11 protein-coding genes, 5 tRNA genes and 4 pseudogenes are annotated in these 13,463 nt (G+C 38.8%); 8 read left to right on the top strand and 12 right to left on the bottom strand.

What is annotated here, in order from left to right; translation table 11 throughout:
• Positions 1-61 precede the first annotated feature (61 nt).
• From ruvX to DV427_RS04965, 5 genes and pseudogenes are all read right to left on the bottom strand, one after another.
• The gene (ruvX, locus tag DV427_RS04990; RefSeq protein WP_114891511.1) at positions 62-487 is read right to left on the bottom strand and encodes a Holliday junction resolvase RuvX; all 426 of its coding nucleotides are present in this window, start codon (positions 485-487) and stop codon (positions 62-64) included.
• Positions 487-1,047 carry a YqgE/AlgH family protein gene (locus DV427_RS04985; protein ID WP_114891510.1) on the bottom strand — a complete coding sequence of 187 codons (561 nt, stop codon included), beginning with the start codon at positions 1,045-1,047 and terminating at the stop codon, positions 487-489. Before DV427_RS04985 ends, ruvX begins: the two co-directional genes overlap by 1 nt.
• A complete protein-coding gene (gene rsmE, locus DV427_RS04980) occupies positions 1,044-1,781 on the bottom strand; it encodes a 16S rRNA (uracil(1498)-N(3))-methyltransferase (RefSeq protein ID WP_114891509.1) in 738 nt (245 codons plus the stop codon). Before rsmE ends, DV427_RS04985 begins: the two co-directional genes overlap by 4 nt.
• A 64-nt stretch (positions 1,782-1,845) precedes the next feature.
• Positions 1,846-2,049: pseudogene (locus DV427_RS04975) on the bottom strand (IS3 family transposase); the annotation flags it as partial.
• A gap of 591 nt (positions 2,050-2,640) precedes the next feature.
• Complete coding sequence (locus DV427_RS04965; RefSeq protein WP_046939771.1) at positions 2,641-3,465, bottom strand: class II glutamine amidotransferase; 825 nt, start codon at positions 3,463-3,465, stop codon at positions 2,641-2,643.
• Between the two features lie 109 nt (positions 3,466-3,574).
• On the opposite strand from DV427_RS04965, the pseudogene DV427_RS04960 reads away from it, so the two are divergent.
• Positions 3,575-4,030 (top strand): annotated as a pseudogene (locus DV427_RS04960) (transposase); the annotation flags it as partial.
• 58 nt (positions 4,031-4,088) lie between these two features.
• Here the strand turns inward: DV427_RS04960 and udp are convergent.
• Both udp and DV427_RS04950 read right to left on the bottom strand, forming a co-directional pair.
• A complete protein-coding gene (gene udp / locus DV427_RS04955) occupies positions 4,089-4,847 on the bottom strand; it encodes a uridine phosphorylase (protein ID WP_114891507.1) in 759 nt (252 codons plus the stop codon).
• Positions 4,848-4,948: 101 nt separating this feature from the next.
• Positions 4,949-6,448 (bottom strand): helicase HerA-like C-terminal domain-containing protein, encoded by a 1,500-nt coding sequence (locus DV427_RS04950; protein WP_114891506.1) that lies wholly within the window; start codon positions 6,446-6,448, stop codon positions 4,949-4,951.
• Positions 6,449-6,572: 124 nt separating this feature from the next.
• Between DV427_RS04950 and DV427_RS04945 the strand changes: the two genes are divergently transcribed.
• From DV427_RS04945 to DV427_RS04935, 3 genes are read left to right on the top strand one after another with little or no spacing between them, the layout of a single operon-like run.
• Positions 6,573-7,235 (top strand): MOSC domain-containing protein, encoded by a 663-nt coding sequence (locus DV427_RS04945; RefSeq protein ID WP_114891505.1) that lies wholly within the window; start codon positions 6,573-6,575, stop codon positions 7,233-7,235.
• A gap of 2 nt (positions 7,236-7,237) precedes the next feature.
• Positions 7,238-7,720 carry a YchJ family protein gene (locus DV427_RS04940; protein ID WP_114891504.1) on the top strand — a complete coding sequence of 161 codons (483 nt, stop codon included), beginning with the start codon at positions 7,238-7,240 and terminating at the stop codon, positions 7,718-7,720.
• Entirely contained in the window at positions 7,717-8,514 is a 798-nt protein-coding gene (locus DV427_RS04935) for a virulence factor BrkB family protein (protein WP_114891503.1), read from the top strand. The genes DV427_RS04940 and DV427_RS04935 overlap by 4 nt, the downstream gene beginning before the upstream one ends.
• A 43-nt stretch (positions 8,515-8,557) precedes the next feature.
• Here the strand turns inward: DV427_RS04935 and lpt6 are convergent, their stop codons facing one another.
• The 5 genes from lpt6 to DV427_RS04910 form a co-directional block, all read right to left on the bottom strand.
• Positions 8,558-10,213: a phosphoethanolamine transferase Lpt6 gene (lpt6, locus tag DV427_RS04930; RefSeq protein WP_114891502.1), complete on the bottom strand. Its 1,656-nt coding sequence runs from the start codon at positions 10,211-10,213 to the stop codon at positions 8,558-8,560.
• A gap of 121 nt (positions 10,214-10,334) precedes the next feature.
• Positions 10,335-10,410 (bottom strand) — tRNA-Val (locus DV427_RS04925).
• 52 nt (positions 10,411-10,462) lie between these two features.
• Positions 10,463-10,538 (bottom strand) — tRNA-Val (locus DV427_RS04920).
• A 58-nt stretch (positions 10,539-10,596) separates the two neighbouring features.
• Positions 10,597-10,672: transfer RNA gene (locus tag DV427_RS04915), tRNA-Val, on the bottom strand.
• A 43-nt stretch (positions 10,673-10,715) separates the two neighbouring features.
• Positions 10,716-10,791: transfer RNA gene (locus tag DV427_RS04910), tRNA-Val, on the bottom strand.
• A gap of 170 nt (positions 10,792-10,961) precedes the next feature.
• Between DV427_RS04910 and gltX the strand changes: the two genes are divergently transcribed.
• From gltX to DV427_RS04890, 4 genes and pseudogenes are all read left to right on the top strand, one after another.
• Entirely contained in the window at positions 10,962-12,404 is a 1,443-nt protein-coding gene (gene gltX, locus DV427_RS04905; RefSeq protein ID WP_005628050.1) for a glutamate--tRNA ligase, read from the top strand.
• An 80-nt stretch (positions 12,405-12,484) separates the two neighbouring features.
• A tRNA-Ala gene (locus DV427_RS04900) sits at positions 12,485-12,560 on the top strand.
• Between the two features lie 151 nt (positions 12,561-12,711).
• Positions 12,712-13,336: pseudogene (locus DV427_RS04895) on the top strand (helix-turn-helix domain-containing protein); the annotation flags it as partial.
• Positions 13,326-13,406, top strand: a pseudogene (locus DV427_RS04890) (IS3 family transposase); the annotation flags it as partial. The pseudogenes DV427_RS04895 and DV427_RS04890, both read left to right, overlap by 11 nt.
• Between the last annotated feature and the right edge of the window lie 57 nt (positions 13,407-13,463).

Raw genomic sequence — 13,463 nt, 5'->3', positions numbered from 1 at the left:
TCAACAACTCATAGTATGACTCCAAATATTTTTGCCCTTTCAGCTTTTGAAAGGGCTTTTTTTATTCGTAATATTCTTCAACCTCAAACCAACTTTCTAGAATCAAACAAGCAGAGATCCCATCTACTTTACCTTTTTTTAAGGCACGAAAACCGCCTCTATCAAAAATTTCACTGCGTGCCTCTGTTGTTGTTAGACGTTCATCTTGCAACTGAACATTAACGCCAAAACGCCCTTGTAAACGATTTGCAAATTTACGAGCACGCAAAGTCAGATCTTGTTCTGTTCCGTCCATATTTAAAGGCAAACCAACAACGACAACATCTGGTTTCCATTCTTTCAAGCATTTTTCAATCGCATCCCAGTTTGGAATACCATCTTGCGCCTTAAACGCAGGTAAGGCTTGTGCAGTGCCGGTAATACTTTGTCCTACAGCACAGCCAATACTTTTGGTACCAAAATCAAAAGCAAGTGCAATAATCCCCATTAGCTATGCCCCACTTGTGCAAACACAAAATTATGTGGGTGAATACCAAGTAATTGATTCGCCGCAACATAGCGCTCATCATAAGGCATATCAAATAAAATCTGATCGTTCGCAGTCGCGACTAACCAAGCATTATCAGTGATTTCTTTTTCTAATTGCCCCGCTTCCCAGCTAGAGCATCCTAGAGCGATAAGATATTTTTCTGGTGCAAGTTCAGAACCTAGCGTCTCTATCACATCAGCAGAGGTTGTCATTGAAAGTTCATCCGTGATTTTATAAGTATGCTGGAATTCATTAGGTGTATTCTTATGTAGAATAAAACCTCTTTCACTATGCATAGGGCCACCGGCCACCACCATTTCATTGCTAAAAGTGCGGTCATTTTTCATCATAAAATTGAGTTTAGAATAAAGTTCCGCAATGCTTAAATCTGTGGGCTGATTAATCACCAATCCCATCGAGCCTTGCTCATTATGCTCGCACATAAACACCACAGTACGATTAAAATAATCGTCTAAGTGTGGCATCGCGATCAAAAATTTCCCTTGTAACTCCATCATTCACCTAAATCTCCAAAACAAATTTGTAGTGCACTAATCGCCGCAAGCGATGCAGTTTCAGTACGCAAAATACGCTTTCCTAATAAAATTTCAGTAAATCCTTGCTGTTCAGTTTGTGCAATTTCTTGTGCAGATAATCCACCTTCTGAGCCAATTAATAAGCGAACGCCTTCAACGGGAATATTCGGTAACGTTTTAATCGAATATTGCGCGCGTGGATGCAAATTCAATTTTAGCGCTCCGTCATTTTCTGCACACCAATCTTGCAATTTCATCAGTGGACGAATCTCTGGCACAATATTACGACCGCACTGTTCACAAGCAGCAATCGCAATTTTTTGCCATTGTTGGATTTTTTTATCCATGCGTTCGCCATCAAGCTTTACGCCACAGCGTTCTGACCATAATGGCGTAATCACATTCACCCCCAATTCCACCGATTTTTGAATGGTAAATTCCATTCGTTCTCCACGAGAAATCACTTGTCCCAAATGAATTTTTAAGTTGGATTCTTTGTCCGCAAGCTCACGCCCCAAAATATCTACCTTTACCGCTTTTTTATTCGACTCAATAATTTTGGCTGGATAAATATGATTAGAGCCATCAAAGAGCTCGATTTGTTCGCCTTCTGTCATTCTTAACACGCGCCCTACATGGTTTGCCGCGTCTTCGGAAAGCTGACATTGAGTTTGATTTTCAAGGGATTCAGGATGATAAATTCTTGGTATGCGCATAATGTTTATCTATATTAATGAAAAAGTGCGGTTAAAAATGATCTAACCGCAAAAAGTTAGACTGTTATTTAAAGGATTGTTTTCTATATTGTATCGGACTCAATCCTTTTGATTTTAGTTGAATCCGTCGGTGATTATAGTAATCTAAATAATCCCTGACAGCATCAACTATCCCTTTTCTCGACATACTTTGAATGATACCATGTTCAGCCAAGATTCGACTATAAGTTACCATTTGATGGTGCCAGCCTAGCTCTGAATATAAAATGGCTACACAGGATTTGTTTAATGAGAATATTTCTCTTTAATAACAACTTTAAGAGCTTTGCCTTTATCTCGCTTCATTTGAAGTTGGAAAAAGAACGTACTACGCGCTAATCGCGCGAAACTTAATAGTCATGTTAAGGGATAACTCGTTCTTAACCTTTGGATAATTTCCGATGGTCGGCTTCGTCCTGAAGTCTGAGCCTTCTCAACTTCTTTAGGTAGGCTATCCCACTTCAAGCTGTAAAATTCTCAGGTGTAAACGGTCTTCTTTCATTTTAGGGGGAGAAGGCATTCTGGTATATTTAGGTTTCATTGGCGGCCGTCCTGATGGTTTACAAGGAATCAGCTCATTTATACCATTTTTTCAACGCGTTTCAACCAGGTTCCAACTAATGAGTCTGAGGGGATATTAAAAACGAGCTGCTTCTCTGATACTCATCTTTCGATTCAGAATAGGTTGGAGAACCTGTAATTTAAATTCGATTGTGTAGTGTTTTACCCATAATAAAATCTGCATCTCAATTGTTGGTTGTTGAGCCCAACTTTTGGGGTGCAGATCAGTCTAACCGCACTTTTCTTTGGCTGGATTTAATTAAGCTGCTCTATTACCTAAGGTACCATCATCAATCGCTTCTTTCGGGGTACCTACCACTTCAGCAATTTTGTCCCCGTTCTTAAAAAATACAAATCCACCATTTTCCATTTTTGTCCAATTTTCATCTTTAGTTAACGGAAAGGTTGTTATGATATTCACTTTATCACCTTCCTTTGCATAATCACTAAAATCAATGACACCATCATCATCAATTCTGTGCGCTTTACCAAAAGGCGCTTGTCGCATGACATAATGTAAATTTGTTGAACAATGGGCGATCATCCATTCGCCATTAGAGAGAATAAAATTGAATGTGCCGTGTTGAGCAAGCTCTTTTGTTACTTTTTGAATAGCCTCAAAAATTTCCATTTCACTCGGTTTTTTACGAAAAGTATTTTTGAGATATTCCGCCATATAACAAAAGGCAGCTTCAGAATCTGTAGAACCTATTGGCTGCAAAAAATGTTCTGTCATATCTGGTAGGTTTTTCAAATTACCATTATGCGCAAAAACCCAGTTCTGCCCCCAAATTTCACGAATAAATGGATGAGTATTTTCAATATTAACTTCGCCCTGAGTCGCCTTACGAATATGTGCAATAACATTCAAAGATTTGATTTTATATTGCTTCACACAATCAGCGATGGGGGAAAGGCTAGCAGCTTGATTGTCGCGAAAAATACGCACTCCACGCCCTTCAAAAAAAGCAATTCCAAAGCCATCTGAATGACAATCAGTTAAACCAGCACGACGACGAAAACCTTCAAAAGAAAAGACAATATCCGTCGGCGTATTACAATTCATTCCGAGTAATTGACACATAATTTAAATAAGATATAACCTCACAATATGTGAGTGATTTAACACCATTACGAAAGGAATATCAAGAGAGATTCTATGGATTTGTTGCTCATTTATTAAAATGCAACTTTACCATAAGCCGGCGAATAAAAAGTTAGTAACAGACCTCACCGAATTTAAATGTGCTGAGGGTTAGCCATATTTAGCTCCAATGAAGGATTTATTTAATCTAAATTTATCAATAAGCCCGAATTTTGAGCAAATCATCCTAATGATGGCGCAAGTGGTAACAAGGCTTATTTTACATTCTAGACAGGATGGAAATATCAAATGAGAGGGTATCAAGCAATCCTCTTAAAACATGGTATTCGACAAAGTATGTCGAGAAAAGGAAATTGTTTAGATAATGCAGCAATGGAAAGTTTCTTTGGGCAGTTAAAAACGGAGTGCTACGAGTAGAAACAGTTTGATATTTTCGAACAACTCGAAAAAACAATTCATGAGTTACATTCATTACTACAATCATAATCAGTATACACTAAAAAGACTAAGCCCTGTGGATTACAGAACTCAGTCCTTTATTTAACAGTCTAATTTTTTGGAAACGTTCAAAACAAGGTTTTATACACCCCAATTAAAAGACATTAACTTAACAACGCCTGCGCGGCTGCGATCACAACAGAAACAGCTTTTTCTTCCGTTTGTTTCATTGTTGCTTCATTTGGAATTTCTTGTTGAGTGCGGTTTACAATCACACCCGCAACCATCCCAGCACGCAAACCTAATGCGCTACACATGGTAAACAATGTTGATGATTCCATTTCATAGTTCATCACATTCAAATCTTGCCATTGTTTAAGTAGCCCTTGGTAATCACGATACACTTTTCCGCTATAGGTATCATAACGTTCTTGACCTGGATAGAATGTATCAGATGATGCGGTTACACCTACATAAGGCTCGATACCTTTTGCTTTCGCTGCATTATAAAGTGCGGTTGTACATTCAAAGTTTGCCACAGCGGGATATTCTAATGGTGCGAAATGACGGCTTGCACCATCTAAGCGAATAGAAGCAGTTGTGATAAGAACATCGCCTACGTTAATATGTGGTTGAATAGCACCCGTTGTACCAATACGTAAGAAAGTGCGAACGCCAAGTTGAGCAAGCTCTTCCACACAAATTGATGTTGATGGCCCACCAATACCCGTAGAACATACTACAACAGGTTGTCCATTGAGGTAGCCTAACCATGAAGTAAATTCACGCGTGCTAGCAAGAAACTCTGGATTATCAAGTTGTTTAGCAATACGCTCACTACGCGCAGGATCGCCAGGAACAATAGCGAGTGTTGCACCTTTCAATTGGGATTTTGTGAGGTTTAGGTGGAATACGTCTGACATAATAAATCTCCTTATTGCCATTTAACGTGATGATTTCACCCTGAGGCGAAATCAGATTTTTGAATAAATAAAAGCACTCGAGTATTTTTCGAAAAATAACTTTATCTCTTAAGCGCGCCCATTATGCCTCTCATAATTTGCTTGGTAATTTGATTTCGAATATTTCGCCCTACAGACTGCGCAACACTATTTACTATTTGCTCAGTTGGCGATAATTTTTCACCGCGCTTTTGCGTACCAAAAATCATTCGGCTCAAACTACCTAAGAAGCCGTTTTCTTCTTCCGTTTGGGCTTGCTCTGCTTGTTTTTGTTGTACCGCAGCTAAATCCGCTTGAGCAGTTAATACTTCAAAGGCAGATTCATTATCTACATATTCTTTATAATACGCATAAAGATCATCATCTTTCACCCAAGCATTACGTTCATCTGTCGTTAATGGTGAAAGCTGACTTTTTGGCGGGTAGATATAGGCAATTTCAACCGGCGTTGGCATGCCTTTTTCATCTAAAAATGATACCAATGCTTGCCCCACTCCAAGGGTTGAAATAGTCTCAACGACATTCACTGAAGGGTTTGCTCGGAAAGTTTCTGCAGCCGATTTTACAGCTTTTTGATCGCGTGGAGTAAATGCACGAAGAGCGTGTTGAACACGATTACCTAACTGGCCTAATACGGTATCTGGCAAATCAAGTGGATTCTGCGTGACAAAATAGATTCCCACACCTTTAGAACGAATCAAACGCACAACCTGTTCTACTTTTTCCACTAGTACGCTCGGCGCACCATCAAACAATAAGTGTGCTTCATCAAAAAACATCACAAATTTAGGTTTCTCAGGATCACCCACTTCTGGCAGTTGTTCAAAGAGTTCTGCCATCAACCATAATAGAAATGCGCTATACATTCTTGGGGAATTAATCAATTTTTCAGAATTGAGTACATTAATTACCCCTCGCCCATCGCGAGTTTGCATCCAGTCATCTAGATTCAATGCTGGCTCACCAAATAAATTTGTAGCGCCTTCATTTTCAAGTGTCAGTAACGCTCGTTGGATTGCGCCAACACTTGCGGTCGAAACATTACCATACTCAACTTGGAAGGTTTTCGCATTCTCTGCAACATATTTCAGCATTGCACGAAGATCTTTTAAATCAATGAGCAATAGACCTTTATCATCTGCCACACGAAATACGAGGTTTAATAATCCTTCTTGCGTAGCATTTAGATTCAATAAACGAGAAAGCAACAAAGGGCCCATTTCAGAAATAGTTGTTCGGAGAGGAATGCCCGTTTGGCCAAAAACATCCCAAAAAGAAACAGGATAGCCATTGAGATAACTTTCATTGCCTAACTCGAACTGCTCAATTCGTTCCGCAATTTTGCCCTGAAATTGACCGCTCTTTACTAAGCCAGAAAGATCGCCTTTCACGTCCACTAAAAATACCGGAACCCCATCATCACTGAAGGCTTCTGCCATTTTACGTAATGTGACAGTTTTACCCGTACCTGTTGCGCCAGCAATAAGGCCATGGCGGTTAGCCATTTTGGCCGTAATACCTAGGATTTTACCTTGTTCTGTGCGAGAGAGATCGTATTGCATAAATGAATATCCTTTTATTTTTTGTTGTAACGAATAATAAGTAAAAAAAGAAGTGCGGTCAAAAAGTTAAACGTTTTCGGTTATAATTCCATGAAATTTTTTTCTAGAACAATAAAAAAGCAAAATGGATGCAAAAATTTTAGTCATAAAAGTGGGACAAGTTCAAACCCTAACCTTTTCAGATGGAAGCGTATACGAAAGCGCAATTCGTAAGAAAACAGTACCATCGGTAAAAATTCATTCTCTTGGTGCAGAAGGAAACGATGTCGGTTTGAAAAAACATCATGGTGGTGTAGATAAATCTCTCTTTTTTATGTCGGCAGATTCTTTTAATAAATTAAATGTTTTATTAAATAAAGATTTTTCTTACATGGAAACTGCCACTTACGGAGAAAATTTTGTCGTGTCAGGCTTGAATGAAGACAATGTCTGCATTGGCGATCGCTATCAAATCGGCTCAACCATTTTAGAAGTATCTCAGCCACGTAAACCTTGTGAGCGTTTATCCAAAAATACGGAAAACGAAGAGACTCGCGATATTGTTTATCAAACCGGGCTCAGTGGCTGGTATGTTCGCGTCATTGAAACGGGAGAAATTAGACAAGGTGATGAATTGAAATTACTCGCACGCCCTTATCCGCAAGTAACAATTCGTCATTTAAATCGCTTGTTATCTGCACCCGAAAATGAAGCAGAACTAGAGGCGGCATTAGATATTGAAGTATTAGCTGAAGCCTTTAAACGCTCAATTCGATCGCAAGTATCGAAATTCAAACAACAGGGATAAATATGTCAGAAATTTCAACCGCACTTTCGGTAGATTGTCCATGTCAATCTGGTCATCATTACGCAGATTGTTGTGGCAAATTTCATTTGAGACAAGCGTTTCCCGAAACGGCAGAACAACTCATGCGTTCACGTTATACGGCTTATGTTTTAAAAAATATACCTTATATTGTTGCAACAACTGTGCCAAACCAACAAAGTTTATTAGAGACTCATCTATTGCAAGAATGGGCTGACAACACTACATGGCTAGGATTAGAAATCCTAAAAACAGAAAACCTCACAAAAACTCAAAGTGCGGTGGAATTTAAAGCTATTTTTCAAGGCGAAGAGGGAGAACTAGCCCATCAAGAACGGTCAATTTTTGTAAAAATTGAAAACCGTTGGTATTTTGTGGATCCGACTGTATCCTTGCCTACAATGAAACAACCTTGTGTATGTGGTTCTGGTAAAAAATTTAAACATTGCTGTGGGGGATTTTTATGATTTCATTGAAACAATTTAGCCTGCTCTTTTGTAAACGTTTTTCAGAAAATAAACTCAACCAAGCTGCTGGCGCACTAACTTACAGCACGATGCTTGCTATCGTACCAATGGTGATGGTAATTTTTTCTATATTCTCTGCATTTCCTGTATTCAATGAAGTCACTGGAGAATTGAAAGAAATGATTTTCACCAATTTTGCGCCATCCGCGAGTGATATGGTGGGCGAATATATCGATCAATTCGTATTAAACTCAAAGAAAATGAGTGCTGTGGGAATTGTGAGTTTAATTGCCGTTGCCTTGATACTAATTAATAACATCGACCGAACCCTCAACAGCATTTGGCATGATACAAGTGTTCGCCCTATTTTTACCTCTTTCGCAATTTACTGGATGATTCTGACTTTTGGACCTCTCGTTATAGGTACAAGTATAGGGATTAGCTCTTATATAAAAGTCATGTTTGAACAATCGGAAACGCTTTCACTCGGTGTAAAATTGCTCAGTTTACTCCCGTTCTTTTTCACATGGTTTATTTTCACATTGATTTATACCATCGTGCCAAATAAGAAAGTGGATATAAGATATTCTGCTTGTGGTGCGCTTATTGCCGCAATTTTCTTTACACTCGGTAAACAAGCCTTTACTTGGTACATCACCACATTCCCTTCTTATCAACTAATCTATGGCGCAATGGCAACATTACCGATTATGCTATTGTGGATTCAGATTAGCTGGCTAGTTGTGTTAGTCGGAGCACAATTATCTGAAGTATTAGGTGAGTTAAAAGAATAAAAATAGAAAGACCGATTTATCAACATCGGTCTTTTTTATGCAGCTATTTTGCAATTTTTAAGGTTTGATAGAGGTAATGACGATAGTCATTCACAAATGCAGGATTAGAAGAATCTTCCAATTTTCCGTTACTTAGTTTACACATTGCCATATTCGCTTTCATAAATTCATCTTCTGCTGATAATCCAGCTACATTCATCAAGACACCTCCGGCAAAAGCGAGATCTAAAAAATGTTGTTCTTGCTTAAATTGACTCGCACTATTACTTCTTACAACAAATTGAGTCACATAATCGGGCTGGGCATAATCCCCTTTCTTCGGAGGGGTAACATTATCAAATGCTACTTGGTGATCACCGAAATACCCTAGAACAAAAGGCTTTTTACGTTCATGTAAATAGTTATTCATTCCTTCAATCGCATCATTCAAGGCAACAATACGTTGAGTATAGTCATTCAATGCTGAAATACTTTTAGCCCCTAAATTAGGCATTTGAAGATTAAATGTATTTTCCATGCCCAATTCATATGGACCATGTTCTCGCATAGTCAACACATAAATAAACATTGGCTGATCTACATTTTCTAACGCAGGATGCTGCTTTTCCAAAATCATTCGGGTGTACTTCATCATTTCTTCACTACTAATATCCCAAAGATTTTTACTAATAGGGGCAGGATAACCAAGATCTTGCGGTTGTAACATCAAATCAAAACCGAAATGATCATAAGCGGATTTCGCATTGTAATTACCTTTTGTAAAAGGCGACAAGGCAACACAAAAATATCCTTGAGCTTTTAGATTTTTCACTAAACCCGATTGTAAGTGCGGTACAACAGAATAAAAAACACCACTTGCTAACGCGCCAAAATCGGTTGAAGGTACGCCGGCTAAAAAAGCAAATTCTGATTTCCAGGTTGCGCCAGCAAAAGTATGCACACGCAACGGCGAAGCAAATACTGTATTATTTTGAGGTTCAAACATGGAAAGTGGTGGAATAGATTGCTGACTAAAATCAAATTGATGAGGGTTCAGCGTGGATTCCATTAATGTCACTACAATATCGGGGTTTGTTTCAGATACCTTGTTTGTATCAGATGAAAGTGCGGTCATTTTTTCAATAAAATTTTGGCTATTGCCATCAAAACTTGGCACCTTGAAAAAAATACCGCGGCAAGACATTGGTAAATTTAAAAACACATCGCGACCATCATCGGGCAAAGAATCTAACCAAACTTGCACCGCACTTGGCTTTTTAGAATAATGCCACATCAAGCTAAAGCTAACGATAAACAATAACGCCCCAATGCTGTTACCTAATCCCCCTAAAGGCTCGACATCATTAAAACCAAAAATCGCATAACCTAATAACGCAATTAGCCCAATAACGCCAAACAATGCACCTTTATAATGAATTAAGGTTTCCCAATTTCGCCAATCCACCACAAGAAAGAAATCTGAAATTAACAAAGGCTGTTTGTAATAATGAATTTTTAAACGGTGAAATAACATCAGTACCACAAAAAGCACAGATGAAAAATTTAAAGCACGTTGCCATTGGCCGGAAACCATAAGCATGCCACCAAATAAAAAAGTAAAAAGCGTAATAGCAAAGAAATAAGTCCAACGATAATGGGAGTTTACGATAAAAATCACTGCCGCAATCGTGAATAAAGCTAAGAAAATATAAGCGATCATGAATTTTCCCTATGATGCATAACAGACTAAAATGAGACGTGAGAATGTCTGCGCACTTTATCATGTAAACGTAATAGATTGAACGGGAAAAGAAAATTATTTGGATAATTTGGAAATAAAGTGGTGGGCGATACCGGTCTCGAACCAGTGACCCCCTCCTTGTAAGGGAGGTGCTCTCCCAACTGAGCTAATCGCCCGACAATATTAAGGTAAAACCCTAAATTTTCGGTTTATTTAAACACTTTTAAGTGGTGGGCGATACCGGTCTCGAACCAGTGACCCCCTCCTTGTAAGGGAGGTGCTCTCCCAACTGAGCTAATCGCCCACTAGAAAGCGTTTAAATACAAAGGGAAAGTTTGAGCGGAAAGGACACTTTAGAAAAGTGGTGGGCGATACCGGTCTCGAACCAGTGACCCCCTCCTTGTAAGGGAGGTGCTCTCCCAACTGAGCTAATCGCCCGCTAGGTCAAACTTAGTAACATTAAGAACACTTTTTAGAGAAGTGGTGGGCGATACCGGTCTCGAACCAGTGACCCCCTCCTTGTAAGGGAGGTGCTCTCCCAACTGAGCTAATCGCCCTTAATGCTGTGGGTTGGCATTATAGGGAGAATGCATTTTCAGTCAATACCTTTTTATTAAATTTTGTTTAATTGTCGTAAAAATAAGCATAAAATCCGCTTTTTTATTTAGAAGTCAAACAAGTCGTAGTAGAATAACGACTAATATTTTATTGAAGATAGGTTATAAAAATGAAACTAGATGCCCCTTTTAATTTAGATCCAAATGTAAAAGTGCGTACTCGTTTTGCTCCTAGTCCTACAGGTTATTTGCATGTAGGTGGCGCTCGTACCGCACTTTATTCTTGGTTATACGCAAAACATAATAACGGCGAATTTGTATTACGAATTGAAGACACTGATTTAGAGCGTTCAACACCAGAAGCAACTGCTGCAATTATTGAAGGAATGGAATGGTTAAATCTTCCTTGGGAACATGGCCCTTATTACCAAACTAAACGCTTTGATCGTTATAACCAAGTGATCGATGAAATGATTGAACAAGGCTTAGCATATCGTTGCTATTGCACTAAAGATCGCTTAGAAGAACTTCGTCATACTCAAGAACAAAATAAAGAAAAACCACGTTATGACCGTCACTGCTTACACGATCACAGCCATTCACCAGATGAACCTCATGTCGTACGTTTTAAAAATCCAACTGAAGGCTCAGTAGTATTTGATGATGCAGTGCGTGGCCGTATTGAAATCAGCAACAGTGAGCTTGATGATCTTATTATTCGTCGCACAGACGGTTCACCAACTTATAACTTCTGCGTAGTTGTGGATGACTGGGACATGGGCATCACTCATGTGGTACGTGGCGAAGATCATATCAATAACACGCCACGTCAAATTAACATTTTAAAAGCAATTGGTGCCCCAATTCCAACCTATGCGCACGTTTCCATGATTAATGGAGATGATGGCCAAAAACTCTCTAAACGACATGGCGCAGTGAGCGTAATGCAATATCGTGATGATGGTTACTTACCAGAAGCTTTAATCAACTATCTTGTGCGTTTAGGCTGGGGACATGGCGACCAAGAAATTTTCAGTCGCGAAGAAATGATCAACTATTTCGAATTAGATCACGTTAGCAAATCAGCTAGCGCATTCAATACTGAAAAATTACAATGGTTGAATCAACATTATATCCGTGAATTACCGCCAGAATATGTGGCTAAACACCTCGAATGGCATTACAAAGATCAAGGCATTGATACAACTAATGGCCCTGCATTAACTGAAATAGTCACCATGCTTGCGGAACGTTGTAAAACCTTAAAAGAAATGGCAAGTTCAAGTCGCTACTTCTTTGAAGAATTTGAAACCTTTGATGAAGCAGCAGCGAAAAAACATTTCAAAGGCAATGCTGCTGAAGCGCTTGCAAAAGTGAAAGAAAAATTAACCGCACTTTCTAGCTGGGATTTACATTCTACTCACGAAGCCATTGAACAAACGGCTGCTGAGCTAGAAGTGGGCATGGGTAAAGTCGGCATGCCATTACGTGTCGCAGTGACAGGCTCTGGTCAATCTCCATCAATGGATGTTACCCTAGTCGGTATCGGCAGAGATCGTGTACTTACACGTATTCAGCGCGCTATTGATTTTATTAATGCACAAAACGCTTAATATTTAATCGGATAACAAACGCATAATAAAATCGTATTGACAGCCACATAGTCAAATTTTATTATGTTGCTGTCTTTTATGGGGATATAGCTCAGTTGGGAGAGCGCTTGAATGGCATTCAAGAGGTCGTCGGTTCGATCCCGATTATCTCCACCAAATTAATAAAGCAAGGTAAATCACCTTGCTTTTTTTGTATTTAAAAATCAGTATTTTAGCGCATTTTGGCACTCAATTTAACGCATAGTAACGCATAATGATCTGCCCCCAAAAAGCTGGACTAAATAACCAGCTAAGTTTCAGATTTTTTATGACCAAATACAACACTCTTTTCAAACAACAAGTCATCGAATTTTATCTTCAAAATAGTAAAAATCGTTCACTTACTCGTAAACATTTTCAACTTGCCAGTAGAACATTGCGATATTGGATTAACCAATTTAATAATAGTGGAATCAATGGATTAGCTGTGCTGGGGAAGAAGAGAAATTACTCACCTGAATTTAAACTTAACGTGATACAAGCGGTTAAAAATGGGCAGTTTTCTGCATAAACAGCCTATTTATACTTTGGCATTGTCAATTCAAGTGTGATTAGCCGATGATTGCAAGCCTTTGAAAAACAAGGTATAAACGGATTAATCTCCAAATCTAAAGGTCGCCCAATCATGCAACCGAAATATTCTAAATGCCACCTAAACCGAAAACACGAAAGGAAGAACTAGAATTGGAAAACTTGCGTCTTCGTGCGGAGAACGCAATCCTAAAAAAATTGCAGGAGCTCAACCAACAAAAAATGTAGAAAAAGCCGCTATCGTAAAGGCATTGAGCCTTCATTTTCCACTATCCATTTTATTAGATTTAATCGGCTTGACACGCAGTATTTTCTTCTATCACTTGAAGACGAAAAACGATAAAAATGTAGCATTATTACAACCATGTACGCATTCAGAGGAAACTAAAAGGACTAAGCCCTATGGAGTACAGAACTCAGTCCTTAATTTAACAGTCTAACTTTTTGGGGCAGATCAAAACCCACCTTTTTTAGATATTTAACTATATA

Origin of the sequence: Haemophilus haemolyticus, assembly GCF_003351405.1 — a bacterium.
GTDB lineage: Bacteria > Pseudomonadota > Gammaproteobacteria > Enterobacterales > Pasteurellaceae > Haemophilus > Haemophilus haemolyticus_N.
This window is presented reverse-complemented; position numbering and strand designations above follow the sequence as displayed.